We start from the raw sequence: 16,174 nt of genomic DNA on the forward strand, positions 1-16,174 counted from the left end.
TTTCATTTATTTGGACTCAAGTGCTCGGTAAATTTTGGTAAGCAGATACTCACCTAAAAGAAAAGAAAAGATGACTACAATAAAAGCTAATAGCCCATCAAACATGCCGTAAAAGTTAATCTTATCGCCAAAAATTAAATTAGCCCCTTGAAGCATTAGAAATTTAGAGAAAAATAATAACGCCCAGAGGCTCAAGAAATACTTTATTTTTGTCAGATAGCTTCTCTTATCACTAAAAAAATTTGATAACTTATGCTCAACATGTCTTGTTAAAACAATAAATAACTGTAAAAAAATAGCGATAAAAATAGTTACAGAAAAAGACTCTATGTAAACAGAGTTACTGAATTCTGCATATATATTTAGAATCGTCATATCTACAAGAATACAAATAATATAAACTAAAAATAACCTTTGAGAATTATTCACAATTCTTTGACCATTTTCTGCAAATTTTATTTCTTTACCAACCATTAACTTTGCTTTTTAAGTATTTTCTTGTCACTAAACATCAGGGAGTATAAAACAGGGACAACCGCTAATGTCAGGAATGTACCCACAGCCAAGCCATATGCAATAATATTAGCAAGACCATAGAAGAGTGGGTCATGAGGTATTATTAAAGTCAGCAAGCCCAAGGTTGTGGTTAATGTAGTAATTATGATAGGCCTTAATCTTTGCTTGCAGGCACTAACGATTGCATCATAAATTTTCTTACCCATCTCTCTTTCTAAATCAATTCGATCAATCAAGATAATCGCATTATTAATAATAATGCCTGCTAAGCTATAAAGGCCGAGCGTGCCCATGAACCCAAAGTTTGATCCAGAAATTAATAAGCCTAATACAGCACCGATGAAGGACAAAGGGATGGTAATTAAAATAATTAATGGTCGCCTAAATGAATTGAACTGTGCAACAAGAAGAATGATAATAAGGCCAATTACCAAAGGGACACTTGCGGAAAGTGAATCTTGTGCTTCTTTAGACTCAGTGATAACGCCATCGTATCTGATCATATGGTTAGGTGGTAAGTCCGCATTTAACTCTTCAACAATTGGATCTAATACCTCTCTAAAGTCCTGAGCCGTTACATTCATATTTTTTGCTTCAACAGAGACTGTTCTGAATAAATCCTGCCTAGCAATACGTGAAAACTGATTTTCGCCTTCAAAATCTGCTATTTGGAACAATGGCACATTGGTATTATTGCTTGATGAGTAAACATTTAATGTCCTCATCCTATCCATATTGAATCTTTCATCATCCTCAGCTCTGAAGAGAATTGGAATGATATTATCTTCTTCACGAAATTGGGTAACCTCTGAACCCTCAAAATATGCATTGAGGGATTGTGCAATATCATTTGAAGAAACACCTGCCCTTCTCGCCCTCACCTGATCTACTTTGATTAGAATTTTTAAGGTTCTGTTTTGCCAATCTGTCCTTATATCTACGGTTCCAGGGACCTCGTGCAACCTATCAACTAACTGCTGCGCCTTAGCATATATAATATTAGAGTCTGGGCCAACCACCTGAAGTTTAATTTCACTTGAATCACTTGATCCTAAAAACATCTTATTCACCCTAAAAAACATACCTGGGAATTGATCATTTAAATTATTTTTTAAATTTTCAATGGAGCTATCCTGAGCTTCAATATCTTCAATGTTAATAATAATAAAGCCCATGTTATCCGCAGCATCTTCAGGAGCAAGAGACAAAACAAATCGAGGACCACCAAAGCCAACATAGCCTGAATATGATTCAATATTTGGAAATAATTCTCTGTCATTTAAAAGCCCAAAGACCTTTTCCATTTGAAACGTCATTTCTCTTTGGGAGGTACCAGCAGGTAGTTGAGTATAAACAAGAATTTGAGGTCTGTCAGAATCGGGGAAAAAACGTTTTGGGACTTCTTTACTCGCCATAATTGAAAATATAAAAGTAGCAAACATCACAGCTAAAAATAAAAACCTGATCTTTAGAATACCTTTTAATAAAAAACCGTAACCTATGGATAGTTTATAAAAAATACCCGATGTTTCTTTTTCTTTGCTTTTTTTCTTATCAATTTTTAGGAAGTAGTAACAAAGTAGAGGTGTCAGACAAAGTCCAGCTATCCATGAGGTCAACAAGGCCATTGCAATGACTAATGAAAGCGACCTTGTGTATTCTCCTGCTGTAGATTCTGCCATCATGAGTGGCATAAAAAATAAAATAGTTGTTAGGGATGAAGTCAGTAACGGAATAGTCAGCTCTTTTCCTACCCCTTTGAGGGCCTCAATTCTGGAAATACCCCGCTCTAGTCTTTTCATAAAATCCTCGGCCACTACAATGCCATTATCAACAAGTAAGCCTAAAGCAATAATAAGGGTTGCCAAGCTCATTCTTTCTAGCTGCAGATCATAAAAATTCATTAATGCGAGTGTTATCAACATCACAGTTGGAACGATTGAGCCAACAATAAAACCAGTTCTAAATCCAAGAAAGATAATGACTGAAAAAAGGACAATGACTAATGTTTGCAAAACATTAATTGATACCCCATTGATGGTTTCCTCAACGACATCAGCCTGATAGGTAGCAATGTCTAAATGATATCCAAAGGGCATTGTTTCTTGAATTTCAGAAATTACATTTAAAACTCTTGGTGAAAATTCTAAGAGGTTATATCCATCAAGCATAGAGATGCCAAAAACAATAGCCTGTTTACCATTAAAATATGCCGTTTTGCTAGGTGGATCTACATATCCTCGTTCAATAGTTGCTATATCTCGCAGAGAAATGACGTCCTCAGTATCTGTTTTAAAGCTTGAATGTGGCACTGAAATTAATGTATCGCCTAGCTCTTCGATATCTTTATAATCACCAGTAGGCTCTAAAACAAATGATCTTGCACCCGTATCGACCTGACCTCCAGGAAGTATAATGTTTTGTGTTTTCAGTGCAGCAGAAATCTGGCTGGGATTCATTCCTAATTCTGCAAGCTTTGTTGATTCTATTTTTAAATAAATTCTTTCCTCTTGTACCCCAAATAGATCAATTTTTTTTATCCCTTTTACGCCATAAATAATATCTCTAATATGTTTTGCCATATCATGCATATCATTCATACCGAAACCATCTGAAGTTAGTGCCATTGTGATGACAGCAACATCTCCAAACTCATCATTAACATTTGGGGTAGAGGCTCCTTCAGGTAAGTCTTTTTCTGTATCCTTAACCTTATTTCGTAAATTTTGCCAAATATCTGCTAAGTTAAAATATTTATCTTCAATCTTGACATGAATGATTGAGGATCCTGTTTCTGAAATCGACGTCAGCTTCTTAATCTCTGGAATCTTACGAATATTTTCTTCTAATTTTTTGGTGATTAGAAGCTCTATTCTTTGTGGAGACATGCCTGGAAATTTGGTTGTAACAATAGCTTCACGATTGACAATATTAGGGTCTTCTTGAGAAGGTAAAGTAAAATAACTGATACCTCCATAGACCATTAAACTTAAAACTATGAATAAAAATATTTTCTGATATTTAAAAGCTAATTCTGAGATATTCATTAAAATATTAGCATTAGTTAAAGTTAAATATTTCTATATCTTGTTCTTGAAGAACAACCTCTTGATTGTTTCTAAGATATGGAATACCTGCGACTGCGATAATATCACCAGACTTTATGTTGCCTTGCACATAAACATCATTGTTTGTAATGTTAAGCGGCTTTACATTAACTTTTTTAAGTCTGCTTGTATTTTTATCGTAAACATAAACAAAGCTTGATTGTTCGTTACCAACACCCAAAGCAGAATTTGGTATCAAAATACTTTCTTCAACGTCTTGAAAATAAACAAATGAAACCTCTGCTGTCATTCCTGCTCTTAATTCCGGTGACTGTTGAGTGAGATATAAAACAACGGGGAATGAATTTGCTCTAGTGGCTTGGGTTCCAATTTCTTTTAAAGCTGCTTCCATTATAAGATTTCTGGCTGCGGGAAAAGTGACTGTATATATCCTATCTTGAACTAATTTCTTTATTAATGTCTCTGGAACATATACAGAAACCTCAAGGCCTTGTCCGCCATCAATTTTAAAGAGTGTCTCTCCAGTAAAAACTTGTTGCGCTGGGTCGACATCTCTAAATGTAATTGTGCCATCATAAGGAGCTCTAAGGACAGTATCTTCAAGACCCTTCTTGCTTATTGCTAAATTAGAGGCAGCAATCTCTAATTCTGTTTTAGCGTCTGCCACATCCTGTTGTGAAACTGCCTTGCTTTCACGTGCAACTTTCATGCGGTTGTAATATGATTCTTTATTAACAAAATCAGCTTGAGAGGAAAGGTAGATACTCTTGGGATCCCTTTGACTTAACCTTGCTAGAACTTGACCCTTTTTTACTTTACTGCCTAAGTCAACCTTTACATCCGTAACATAGCCACCGTTATTAAAACTTAAAGAGGCTCCTTCTCTAGGGTTAAGTTGCCCAGATAACTTTCTTGATTGCTCTACACCAGTTACACTTACCTCCATCCAAGCAATCTTCGGAATTGGAGCATCCTTGGCTGGCTTATCTTCATCACAAGATAAAAGAAAAAAGCTTAAAAATATCAAAAAAATTATGTTTTTCATTCGCTATTCCTAGATCTTTTCATTAACAATTTCATCCGTTAAGATTTCTGTGTCTTCCCAACCGCCACCCATTGCTTTGTATAATTGAATGATAAATTGTACTAAATTACCATCACTTATCGCCAGCTCATCTTCTTGAAAAAAGATTACCCTTTCAGCATCTTGAACTTCTTGAAAATCGATCAAGCCAGAGGTATACCTAGCAAGTGTAATCTTGTTTACTTTCTTTGCAGCACTGACCGACGCGTTCAATGAGGCATTTCTTTGTTTCTCCTCCTTATAAGACTTAATTGCATTTTCTACTTCTTCAAATGCCGTCAAGACTTTCTTTTCATAGTTTACACGAGCTTCTTCAACTTGCGCATCCTGGACCTCAATTGCAGCCTGGGTTGCACCTCCATCAAAAATATTCCATCTAAAATTTGGACCAAATGACCAATATCTTGAATCAGAGCTAAATTGATTATCAAATTCTTTTGAATCATAACCAAAGGTACCGTTTAGATTGAACCTAGGATATTCTTCAGCAGTTGCAATACCGACCTCAGCTGTTTCTTGAGCCAACAGTCTCTCCGCTTCCCTAATATCTGGTCGTTGTCTTAGAATTTCCCTAGGGACTTGAACAACTGTTTTTTCAGGCACGTGAGGTATACCATAACTCTGTTTTAACTCTGAGTTTAAAGTGCCTGGATTTTTACCCAATAAAATTGCAAGGCCATTTGATAATTCATTGATTCTTGCAAAAAAAAGAGGGATGTTAGATTCCGCTGCAGCTAAGTTTTGTTCTGATTGAAGAAGATCAACTTCTGAAACAAGCTCAGCTTTATATCGAGCATTTACTATTCTCAAGGTATCTTTTTGCGATTTAACATTCTCAAGGGCATATTGAAGACGCTCTTGTGCGGTTCTTAAGGCTACATAGTTCTTAGCAATTTCCGCATATAAAATCACCATGACATCTCGATATGCCTCAACCGAGCGCTCTAATTGAGCATCTGCAGCTTCAATTGACCTTCTCACATAACCAAAAATATCAATCTCCCAACTGATATCTAGACCTATCGATGAGTAAAGCCCTGTATCCCTATCTCCCGAAACAGACTTACTTTGACTTTTTTCTGATACATCCCCTACCCCATCAAGTTCCGGTGATCGAGCGGCATCAGCAATCCCAAAATTTGCTCTAGCGACTTCTACTCTAGCTAGTGCAATTTTTGCATCCAAATTATCAACAGCTGCTCTGCTAATTAAATCATTAAGTACTGGATCATTGAAGAGAGTCCACCACTGTGTTTGGCTAGCACTTGTCTCATTGAATTCGCCATTTAATTGATTTTCCCAATTTTCAGGTACCTCTAACTCAGGTGCACCTTCATAGTCAGGTCCAACCGCCTTACAAGATACTAAAAACAAAATAAATACTGACAGGCTGAGTACTTTTAGATAGGATTTTGTATTTATTTTGATAGAAAACATTACTTAAAAATTATACCTAAATAATTTTTATTTCGTTTTAAATTTAAAATTTTTTAGAGTAAATTAATGTTGTCTAAATATAAATTAGCTTTTTTATTAATTTCTATTTTTTGGTGCTGATCCATTTTTTTAAGCTGGCTATTAACTATGCCAAGCCTTGGGTTATTTAAAAGTTTATCCTGATGTCTATCAAAGAAATTCCAATAAAGTGAATTGAATGGACAGGCATCTTCTCCGAGTTTTTCCTTAAATTTATATTTACAACTTGAGCAGTAGTTGCCCATCTTATTGATATAGGCGGCTGATGAAACATAAGGCTTGGTAGCTAATAAGCCCCCGTCTGCAAACTGACTCATTCCTAGAGTATTTGGCATCTCTACCCATTCATAAGCATCAATATAAATACCAAGATACCATTTGTGAACTTCTTTAGGATCTACACCTGCCAGCAAACTAAAATTACCGATAATCATTAATCGCTGAATATGGTGGGCATAGGCATTTGTTAATGATTGGGAAATACTTAATGATAAACAACGCATATCGGTTTTTCCTGTCCAAAACCAATCTGGAAGCTTAGCGTTGTGTTTAAAAAAATTGTGCTGATCATATCCAGGCATATTTGCCCAGTAAACTCCCCTAATATATTCACGCCATCCTAAGATCTGTCTAATAAATCCTTCAACGGACGAGAGAGGTAAATCCTTTTCATAATATGCTTCTTCAGCTTTTTTAATAACTTCAAGTGGACTAAGCATTTTAGAATTAAGCGAAAAGGATAGAAACGAATGGAACAATCTCCAATTTTCATCATGAAGTGCGTCTTGAAAATCACCGAAGTTAAACAGATCTTTTGCTACAAAGTTATCAAGAAGTTTAATAGACTCGTCCCTACTTATTGGCCAACGAAAATTTGATTCTTGGCTTTCGCCAAAGTGCTTGATGTTTTCATTATTTATTTCTAAAAATATCTTTTCATGATTGTGAGATGGCCTGAAGTCCTCAGTTGTGTTTGGGCTGCCGTCCCATCGTTTTCGATTATCTGAATCGAAATTCCATTTACCTCCAATAGGTTTATCCCCATCCATTAAAATAGAAAATTTCTGTCTCATGTTTCTGTAGAACTCTTCCATCCGCCAATGTTTCTTTTCAGAAAAGAAATCCTTTGCATAAAACTTCGGGACTAAGAAGTGTTCTGTATCAACTGATTCAACTTTTATATTTTCGATAGACTCAAGTTTCTTTAATTCAGTTGAAAGTCTATATTCATCGGGTTCCAAATATTGTAATTCGGTTATATTTCTTTCTTTGATAATTTTATTAATATTTTGGTAGAAGCTCTGTTCATTTTCTTTATCATTAATTTTAAAATAAATAACTTCAAAACCTTTTTGTTGAAGTTGCTCAGCAAAAAATCGCATCGCTGCGAATGTCGCAATTATCTTTTGTGCATGATGAAGCACATAGCTCGTTTCTTCTTTGACCTCCATCAACACGTAAGTAGTTTTAGAATTATTTTCCTTAAACCATGAATGGTTTATATTTAACTGATCACCTAGAATTAATCTTAATTTATTCATAATTATTCTGATTATAGATTAGATTATTGGTTTCAAAATACTGGTTGATAAAACTTAATTTTTTTTGGAGGGAACTCTATATTAGTTAATGTGTCAATTAATGTCTAAATTTTTAAAATTTTTTTAAAAATTGTGGTAAATTTAATATTGTTTTATCAGGTGTGCTAATAAAAATTACTTTTTTTATTTATTAGCTCTCTTTTTAAGGCATTTTTTTTAATCAAAACGTAAACAATCTTTAAGATGATGATGTAAAGATGTTTTTTGTTTAACGTTTTTATAGGAGGGTTTTAAATATGTTAAATCCATCAGATTACGTTGGAGTTACCTTTTGGCTGCTTTCTGCTGCTATGGTTGCTGCAACATTTTTTTTCTGGGTTGAGAGAGATCGAGCTGTAGGTAAATGGAAAACTTCACTTACAGTTGCTGCAATGGTTACAGGTATTGCTGCTATTCACTATTTTTACATGCGTGGTGTTTGGATTGATACTGGAAGTTCACCTACAGTATTTAGATACGTAGACTGGTTACTTACAGTCCCACTTCAAATTGTAGAGTTCTATTTAATTCTTGCTGCGATAGCGGTTGTTTCTATATCCGTTTTCTGGCGTTTACTTATTGCTTCTGTAGTTATGTTAGTTGCAGGCTATATTGGTGAAGTAAGTGCAATGGGAGACGGTGGTAGCTTATGGTCTGGTTTCTGGATCGGTATGGTTGCATGGTTATACATCATCTGGGAAGTATTTAAAGGTGAAGCTAGCCAAATTAGTGCAAGCAAAGGTACTGCGGCAAGTAAGAAAGCATTTAATGCGTTACGATTAATTGTAACTGTGGGTTGGGCTATATATCCAATTGGTTACTATCTAGGGTACACAGGCAGCGCTGATGCCGGTACTTTAAACATCGTATATAACTTAGCTGACTTTGTTAACAAGATTGCCTTCGGTGTAGTAATATGGGCAGCAGCTACATCAGGTGCAAAAGCCAAGTAATTTTTGAACCTGTAGTGTAATATTAAGAACGCGTCATTTTTGGCGCGTTTTTTTTAATATTTTTTTTAGGTGATATGCAAGTAGCTGACTACAATTTACTTTATAACTCTTTATCTTTTGCAATTGCCACATTTGGTGCAAGTACCGTATTCTTTTTTTGCCAAAGATCACAAGTTGCACCTGCTTATAAGACCTCACTGACCCTTGCTGGCTTAGTTTGCTTGATCGCTCTCTATCACTATTTTAGAATATTCGAAAGCTTCAATGATGCCTATGTATTTCAAGATGGCCTAGTGAAAGAAACTGGTGGGCAATTAAATGTTAGATATCGTTATGTTGGTTGGCTTTTAACCGTCCCATTACTATTGCTTGAGCTCGTCTTAATTATCAGGCTTACAAGAGAAGAAACATTTTCTGTGGGGACAAAATTAACTGTTGCAGCAATTATTATGGTGCTCTTGGGTTACTCTGGAGAAGGTTTAGTCGATACCAATCAAATACAAGAAAGATGGGTATATTGGTCACTGGCAATGCTGCCTTTTTTGTACATTCTCTATTACCTGATCATAAAATTAAAACGCCCTATATCAAAACAACCGAAAAATGTTCGTAGCCTGGTCAGTAATGCAAGATGGCTACTTATCCTATCTTGGGCAATTTACCCTATTGTTTATTTACTTCCAATATTTGATCCTAGCACCTCCTACATAAATCTTCAGATTGGCTATACAGTAGCAGATATATTTTCACTCGCTTTATTTGGCATTATGATTTATTTAATCGCTCAAAGAAAATCGGATATTGGAGCCTAAAAGTTAATTAAAAAAATAATCAATTATGAAAAAATATTGGGATGATTTTTTTGTGCCGCCTGAGGCAGATCAATTTTTAGACAAGGTAAAAATTGATTTTGCAAAAAGTTTCGAAGTTAATGATCAGTTTTTATCTGCATGGCTATCACACCACGGAGAATCCCAAGGAAAATGGTTGAGAGCCAGACTAGCGCTTGCGACAGGCGGTTTATTAGGAATTTCATCTCAAACTTATATTAATTGGGCAGTTGTATGTGAGTTAATTCATAGCGCCTCCTTGCTACATGACGACATATGTGATCAAGACAATCTCAGACGTGGTCAAACGAGTTTATGGAAGGAATTTGGTATTCCAGCTGCTATCTGCACGGGTGACTATCTAATTGCAGAGTCCTTCAGAAAGATTACAGAAATAGATCAGGGTTGGCACCAAACTATCTTATTAAAGCTTCTTTCTTATTCGGTAAAAGAAATAATTTTTGGGCAATCAAAAGATATAAGTATTAGCTCCTATGAAATGACATGGGATCAATATACAAAGATGGCGACGAATAAAACTGCCCCCTTTATCGCCCTTCCTATGATGGGTATGTTTAACTGTAATGAATGTTCAAAGGCTGAATGTGAAGGACTTCAAGAGTCTTCTGATATCCTCGGTCTCTCCTACCAGTGGCTAAATGATTTGGAAAATTTAATTGGCGTCGATCAAGATAAATTTACAGATATATACAATAACCATCCCAATGGGATGATAATAAATATCTTACAAAACATAGATGAATCCGAAAAAATTGAAATTATCAAAGACCCAAGCACTCTTAAAGATTGCTTAGATGAAATTGCTTTTAAAAACCAAAAAAATATGATCAAAAATCTACTAAATGATGCGAAAAGTCATTTCCATAGGGTACCCAAAGTGATTGAGCCTGTATTGATATCAATTTATAGTGAAATTAGATTGAGAATGAAAAACTTAGATAAGGTTAAAAATTGAAACAAGCTGCAGTTATTGGAGGTGGTTTTGGAGGAATCGCTGCCGCCCTCAGACTCCGTTCAAGAGGTCTTGAAGTAACTCTATATGAGAGACTTGATGCATTGGGTGGACGCGCTCAAATATTCAAAAAAAATGGTTATATTCATGATGCAGGCCCCACTGTTATCACGGCACCTTATTTATTTTATGAATTATTTGAATTGTTCGGAGAAAAACTCGATGACTATCTAGAGTTTCGACCCCTAGATCCCTGGTATAGATTTAACTTCCATGACCAAACACAATTTGACTATGGCCCTAACCGTGAAAAAATGCTCTCTCAAATTGAAAAAATTTCACCTAATGATGTTGGCGGTTATTTAAAAATGCTTAAGGAAGCAAATGCAATATTTGAGTTAGGATACCAAAAACTAGCTGGGCACCCTTTTCACAAACTTATGACAATGATTAAATATGCTCCTGCCATTATTAAAATGAGGGGCTACGAAACAGTATATACCTTTGTATCGAGATACCTAGAACACCCTAATTTAAGGCAAGCATTTTCAATTCAACCATTGTTAGTTGGCGGTAATCCATTCCAAACATCATCTATCTATGCCCTCATTCATTCCCTGGAGCAAAAATGGGGGATATATTTCTGTATGGGAGGCACAGGTAAACTTGTTAAGGAGCTTGAAAAGCTAATGTTAAGACAGGGTATTAAAATAAAATACCAACATGATGTTGAGCATTTATCAACCAGGAGTAATGAAATTTCAGAGCTTCATTTCACAAGTGGTCATAGTCATAAGTTTGATATTATTGTCAGTAATGCTGACCCCATTCAAGTATCAACCGAACTCATCGGTAGAAAAAAAATATCGCTTCATAACGCATTCGTTAATAAGTTTGCTAAGCACTCTATGGGTCTTTTTGTTTTATTTTTTGGATCAAAAAAACAATATAAAAATGTTGCCCATCACACAATCTGGATGGGACCAAGGTATAAGGGGCTCTTAGAAGATATTTTTGATCGCCATAAGCTAGCTGACGATTTCTCTATTTATCTCCATCGACCCACCTGCACTGATACATCATTCGCACCTAAGGGACATGACAGCTATTACGCGCTCGTTCCTGTCCCGAACTTAAAAGGGAATCAGAACTGGGATAAAATAAAAGAAAAGTTTGCAAATAATATCCTTGATGCTTTGGGAAAGACTATCATGCCGGGAATAAAAGAAAATGCGAGAGACATTTTTTCAATGACGCCAAAGGACTTCAAATCCAACTATAGAACACCCTTTGGAAGTGGCTTTTCAATAGCCCCTATTTTAAGACAATCAGCATGGTTTCGAACTCATAACCAAGACGGGAAGTATAAAAATTTATTTTATGTGGGTGCAGGCACCCATCCAGGTGCTGGTGTACCCGGCGTGATTAATTCAGCAAAGGCAGTTGAAAAAATATTATACCCATGAACAATCATTCAAAAGTCATGCAGGAGCATGGTAAGTCCTTTTTTTGGGCTTCATGGTTTTTGGATAAAAATACAGCAAATAAATTGTTTGCCGTTTATGCATTCTGTCGCAGACTGGATGATCTTGTTGACACATCAAACAGAAACTCTGAGGCTAAAGAAGAAATTGCTAAAGTAATCTCACTTACAAATAATAGTCAATATAAAGAAACATTCGAAGAATTTAAGAGTCTCGATAGCAAGCTTCACCCAAGACAAGATATCATAATTGAATTCCTAAAAGGGCAATTAAGCGATCTAGACTTTAGGCAACCAAATGATCTTGGGCAACTTTTAAAGTATTGTTATCGCGTTGCAGGTGTTGTTGGCCTAATGATTTGTGATGTTCTAGATATACATGATTCGAAGCTACGATATTTTGCCATTGATTTTGGTATTGCGATGCAATTAACTAACATATGTCGTGATATAAAAGAGGATGCTCAAATTGGTAGAATATATTTGCCTAAGAATGAAACTATCTCACTAGGAATAAATAATTTTAGATCACCATCAAATACTGACCTAATAATAATTAACAGCTCAAGAGACAAACTAATTAAATTAGCTGATGAATATTACCAAAGTGGTATATGCGGAATCAATCAGCTACCCAAAAAAATTAAAAGGTCTTTTATGGTGGCATCAAATATTTATCAGGGCATTGGTCACAAGATATTAAAAAAAAGATACTCTTTCAATGAACAAAGAGTATATCTCAGTAAATTTGAAAAGCTTAACCTTACAATTAAAACTTTTCTTAAGCGCTCAAAAATTATTGAAAAATCTATGCATGAAAAAAAATTACATGCCTCACTACAAAATCTCCCGGATACAGATCTTTAATGAAAACTGAATATGACATCATCGTCATCGGAGCTGGACTATCTAGCCTTATGTTCTTGTCAAAGATGATAAGCAAAAAATCAAAATTATCAATTCTTGTTTTAGAGCAAAAAGATTCAATTGTCCGTAATCAATCATTTTGTGTATGGGAAGGACCTGGTCTAATTAATATTGAAAAAGAATTCAAACTTAGGGCAAAACATCGGTGGGATAAGATATTAATTGAGAACAATAAAGAAAAAATTAAAAAAAATATTCACCCCTATCACTATGTTTGTCATGATGGACACTCAACTCTAAAGAAACTTTCAAGACAATTAAATGCAAAGGTAAAAATTTCTTATGCGTCAAAGGTGACAAGAATAAATCAGATAGATGAAAAAATTCAAGTTATTAGTTCTGAGGGAAATTTCTGCTCTAAATACCTAATTGATAGTAGACCCAAGATAGAGAAAAATGAAATTAAGTCGGATTACATGCAACAAGCATTTATTGGTAACGAGATTGAAGTTAAATCCAATTATTTTAATAAAGATGAAGCAACTATAATGTCTTTTTCAAAAAATAAAACTGAAACAGAATTTATTTATCAATTGCCCTTCACAAAAAAAAGAGCACTTATTGAAACAACTTTATTTTCTACAAATCCTGATTTAAGAAAACTCCAACAAAAACATACAAGAAATTTGAAAAAATATGGGAACTATAAAATACTAAAGAGTGAAAGAGGCATTATCCCTATGTCAATAGTCGAAGCTAAAGCAAACAAAAGAATAATGAAGATTGGTACCAGTGCTGGCATGGTGAGAGCTTCGTCTGGATACTCGATGAGAAAAATTGCAAATTGGATATCAAACCATAAAGGTAAAACTCTAAAGAAAAATAATTTATTATCTTTTAGGTATGCTCCAAATCCGTTGCTTGATTTTTTTGATAAAATTTTCCTTAGGGTTATTAAAGATTATCCAAATAAAAGCCCCGATTTATTTTTCAATCTTTTTAATCAATCAAACCATAAATCACTCATTAAATTTTTATCAGATAAACCTTCATGGTTAGATATTATAAATATCATCATGAGCATGCCAAAAAGATTAATGCTCAAGGGTCTTTTGAAGAAGAAATGAATAAGATTCTAAAACATCAAATATTCGTCATCATGAGCGGTCTTATTATGTTGTCTTTATATTTTTTTCTTTTACCAACGACTCATTTAAATTTAGACTTTACCCTTCTTTCAAAAGCAAACCCTATTCTATTAATTTCATTTCTATTGATAAGCACATTAGGAATCAGTCATGGTGCATTTGATGGCAAGATAATTTGGGAGAGTGGAAGTAAGAAAAATGCCTCCATACTTTACTTAATCTACATATCAATTTCTCTATTAGGGCTAATGTTATGGCTTATCTCCCCTACCCTAGGGCTATTTATTTTACTTGCGATATCAACTATCCATTTTGGACATTCAGACCTTGCTTACATTGATAACAAACAAAAATATTTAAAATATAGCTGGGGTCTTTCTATGACATTTATGCCAGTGTTATTTCATCACGCAAGTGTTTCTGAAATATTTTATTTGCTAACAGACAGTGACGTTATCTCTTCTTCACTTGGTTTTTTAAAATACCTTATCTCATTGAATCTGATACTTTTAACTAGCTATATAATATTTAATCTTTTTAAAACAAAAGATAAAATTTATTTCCTACTAACTGGGGAGCTGACCATAATGATAATATTAGGTTACTACCTACATCCATTAGTCTGGTTTGCATTTTATTTTTGTATATTGCATGGAATCAGAGCGCTAATTAACTACAATTTTAATTTCTTCACCGATATGCTTTGGCTATTACTATTCACTACCCCCATTACCCTGATAATTATTTATATGAATTTGGACCTAAGTCTTGAAGGGTTTTTAGTTGTCTTCCCAATCCTCGCATGCCTTACAATAGCGCACATGCTTTTACCGAAAATAATCATTTTTTTAAAAACTAAAGTAATCTAACACCATAGCTTCTCATATGAGCCATATGGATCATAGGTTGATTTCTGTTTTTGGATATTAAAATGCCTACCTCCTCGAGGATCTGTCCCATGACCTGCAATATAGGCCCAATTACAATGATTACTAGAAACATCATAATCAATAAGCTGAGATTCAAACCAAGCGGCCCCTGCTCTCCAGTCGCATGATAATTCGTTAACTAAATAGCTTGCAACAATCTGGCGCATTCTGTTGGAAAGAAAACCTGTCTCCTTTAACTCTTTCATTCCTGCATTTATGAAATTACTATCAGTTCTTCCTTCCTTCCATAACTCAAAATTTTCATCAGAATGACTAACTTTTTCATCTGATAAACCAAGCCCATACCTATGAAATATTTTTTTCCCATACTTCTTGAAGATAAGCCTAAAGTAATCTCTCCAGAGTAATTCAAAGAATATCCAATAGGTACTCTCATTTTTTATTACATTAAATTCGTAACTCAATAAAAAATCATAAACTTGTCTAGCTGAAATATAACCACTAGCTAACCACGGTGAAAATTTTGTTGAAAAGTCTATTCCCATTAATTCATTTCTTGTTTTTTTATAAGTAGAGGGTTTATTTGAGCTAAAATAGGCCTTTAGGAATGCAAAGCCTTTGTCCTCCCCGCCAAAAAATCTATCCTCAGAAATTGGAAAAGAACTCTTTGGGTAGCTCATTTGCTCCATTTCAATTTCATTTGACTCCTCATCAACAATTGATTTAATTGCATTTATTCTTTGGTTGATTGGTAAGGGCTTAATAGGCTTAACCTCTCGTGATTCAATTTCTTTCCTGAACTTTGTAAATACATCGGGGAGCTCATTTAAGTTAAAGGGGATTTGATCATTTAAAAACAAACCTGATTGATAATAAGAATATAAATCAACTTTATGCCCACTCAACCTTATTTCTTGTTCAAGCTCTTCATGAGAATCAATAGACTCACAATAAACACGATCAATATGGAATTTTTCTACAAGCTTAAGCAATCCATCCACTGCGTCATCTAAATAATAATTCAAGGAATGTCCGTAATTACTTAGCTTCTCTTGCAAAGCATTGAGGCCTTGGGATAAATATAACTTTCTATGAGGCCCCATGCGGGAGAACTTCCACTCAGTGTCCTTGAAGCTCTTCACATCTTGCACATACACAAACAAAATCTCATCAGAAGATTCAATTGCTTCATTTAATGGGAGATTGTCTATTACTCTCAGATCATTTCTAAACCAATATATTGACTTCATATGAACTTAAACTCTAAGATTTATTTTTTTTGAAATTAATAATTATAAGATAGTTT

At 34.6% G+C, this 16,174-nt stretch carries 13 protein-coding genes; 7 read left to right on the forward strand and 6 right to left on the reverse strand.

Going from position 1 to position 16,174, the window contains the following annotated elements:
• Positions 1-6 precede the first annotated feature (6 nt).
• Genes K6112_01470 through K6112_01490 form a run of 5 tightly spaced genes read right to left on the reverse strand, consistent with a single transcriptional unit; the run spans position 7 to position 7,697 of the window.
• Positions 7-474 (reverse strand): hypothetical protein, encoded by a 468-nt coding sequence (locus K6112_01470; GenBank protein QZP18048.1) that lies wholly within the window; start codon positions 472-474, stop codon positions 7-9.
• Positions 474-3,563: an efflux RND transporter permease subunit gene (locus K6112_01475; GenBank protein QZP18049.1), complete on the reverse strand. Its 3,090-nt coding sequence runs from the start codon at positions 3,561-3,563 to the stop codon at positions 474-476. The genes K6112_01470 and K6112_01475 overlap by 1 nt, the downstream gene beginning before the upstream one ends.
• Positions 3,564-3,576: 13 nt before the next feature.
• On the reverse strand, positions 3,577-4,629 hold the full coding sequence (locus K6112_01480; GenBank protein ID QZP18050.1) for an efflux RND transporter periplasmic adaptor subunit: 1,053 nt from the start codon (positions 4,627-4,629) through the stop codon (positions 3,577-3,579).
• Positions 4,630-4,638: 9 nt separating this feature from the next.
• Entirely contained in the window at positions 4,639-6,105 is a 1,467-nt protein-coding gene (locus tag K6112_01485) for an efflux transporter outer membrane subunit (protein ID QZP18051.1), read from the reverse strand.
• Between the two features lie 53 nt (positions 6,106-6,158).
• Positions 6,159-7,697: a cryptochrome/photolyase family protein gene (locus tag K6112_01490; GenBank protein QZP18449.1), complete on the reverse strand. Its 1,539-nt coding sequence runs from the start codon at positions 7,695-7,697 to the stop codon at positions 6,159-6,161.
• A gap of 284 nt (positions 7,698-7,981) precedes the next feature.
• Between K6112_01490 and K6112_01495 the strand changes: the two genes are divergently transcribed.
• The 7 genes from K6112_01495 (at position 7,982) to K6112_01525 (ending at position 14,847) form a co-directional block, all read left to right on the forward strand.
• On the forward strand, positions 7,982-8,677 hold the full coding sequence (locus K6112_01495) for a bacteriorhodopsin (GenBank protein QZP18052.1): 696 nt from the start codon (positions 7,982-7,984) through the stop codon (positions 8,675-8,677).
• Positions 8,678-8,751: 74 nt separating this feature from the next.
• A complete protein-coding gene (locus tag K6112_01500; protein QZP18053.1) occupies positions 8,752-9,489 on the forward strand; it encodes a bacteriorhodopsin in 738 nt (245 codons plus the stop codon).
• A gap of 25 nt (positions 9,490-9,514) precedes the next feature.
• Complete coding sequence (locus K6112_01505; GenBank protein QZP18054.1) at positions 9,515-10,483, forward strand: polyprenyl synthetase family protein; 969 nt, start codon at positions 9,515-9,517, stop codon at positions 10,481-10,483.
• Positions 10,480-11,946 (forward strand): phytoene desaturase, encoded by a 1,467-nt coding sequence (gene crtI / locus K6112_01510; protein ID QZP18055.1) that lies wholly within the window; start codon positions 10,480-10,482, stop codon positions 11,944-11,946. Before K6112_01505 ends, crtI begins: the two co-directional genes overlap by 4 nt.
• Positions 11,943-12,830: a phytoene/squalene synthase family protein gene (locus K6112_01515; GenBank protein ID QZP18056.1), complete on the forward strand. Its 888-nt coding sequence runs from the start codon at positions 11,943-11,945 to the stop codon at positions 12,828-12,830. Before crtI ends, K6112_01515 begins: the two co-directional genes overlap by 4 nt.
• Positions 12,830-13,957, forward strand: coding sequence for a hypothetical protein (locus K6112_01520; protein QZP18057.1), 1,128 nt, complete (start codon positions 12,830-12,832; stop codon positions 13,955-13,957). Before K6112_01515 ends, K6112_01520 begins: the two co-directional genes overlap by 1 nt.
• Positions 13,954-14,847, forward strand: a complete 894-nt coding sequence (locus K6112_01525) for a Brp/Blh family beta-carotene 15,15'-dioxygenase (GenBank protein ID QZP18058.1) — start codon at positions 13,954-13,956, stop codon at positions 14,845-14,847. The genes K6112_01520 and K6112_01525 overlap by 4 nt, the downstream gene beginning before the upstream one ends.
• On the opposite strand, the gene K6112_01530 is transcribed toward K6112_01525, so the two are convergent.
• Positions 14,844-16,118, reverse strand: coding sequence for a DASH family cryptochrome (locus K6112_01530; protein ID QZP18059.1), 1,275 nt, complete (start codon positions 16,116-16,118; stop codon positions 14,844-14,846). The genes K6112_01525 and K6112_01530 overlap by 4 nt on opposite strands.
• Positions 16,119-16,174 lie beyond the last annotated feature (56 nt).

The sequence above is a fragment of the Methylophilales bacterium genome (assembly GCA_019823025.1).
Taxonomy (GTDB): domain Bacteria; phylum Pseudomonadota; class Gammaproteobacteria; order Burkholderiales; family Methylophilaceae; genus BACL14.

What these genes read in the sequence shown, in the direction of transcription:
- K6112_01470 (QZP18048.1), bottom strand. Translation starts at nt 474, where the DNA reads ATGGTTGGTAAAGAAATAAAATTTGCAGAAAATGGTCAAAGAATTGTG.
- K6112_01475 (QZP18049.1), bottom strand. Translation starts at nt 3,563, where the DNA reads ATGAATATCTCAGAATTAGCTTTTAAATATCAGAAAATATTTTTATTC.
- K6112_01480 (QZP18050.1), bottom strand. Translation starts at nt 4,629, where the DNA reads ATGAAAAACATAATTTTTTTGATATTTTTAAGCTTTTTTCTTTTATCT.
- K6112_01485 (QZP18051.1), bottom strand. Translation starts at nt 6,105, where the DNA reads ATGTTTTCTATCAAAATAAATACAAAATCCTATCTAAAAGTACTCAGC.
- K6112_01495 (QZP18052.1), top strand. Translation starts at nt 7,982, where the DNA reads ATGTTAAATCCATCAGATTACGTTGGAGTTACCTTTTGGCTGCTTTCT.
- K6112_01500 (QZP18053.1), top strand. Translation starts at nt 8,752, where the DNA reads ATGCAAGTAGCTGACTACAATTTACTTTATAACTCTTTATCTTTTGCA.
- K6112_01505 (QZP18054.1), top strand. Translation starts at nt 9,515, where the DNA reads ATGAAAAAATATTGGGATGATTTTTTTGTGCCGCCTGAGGCAGATCAA.
- K6112_01515 (QZP18056.1), top strand. Translation starts at nt 11,943, where the DNA reads ATGAACAATCATTCAAAAGTCATGCAGGAGCATGGTAAGTCCTTTTTT.
- K6112_01520 (QZP18057.1), top strand. Translation starts at nt 12,830, where the DNA reads ATGAAAACTGAATATGACATCATCGTCATCGGAGCTGGACTATCTAGC.
- K6112_01525 (QZP18058.1), top strand. Translation starts at nt 13,954, where the DNA reads ATGAATAAGATTCTAAAACATCAAATATTCGTCATCATGAGCGGTCTT.
- K6112_01530 (QZP18059.1), bottom strand. Translation starts at nt 16,118, where the DNA reads ATGAAGTCAATATATTGGTTTAGAAATGATCTGAGAGTAATAGACAAT.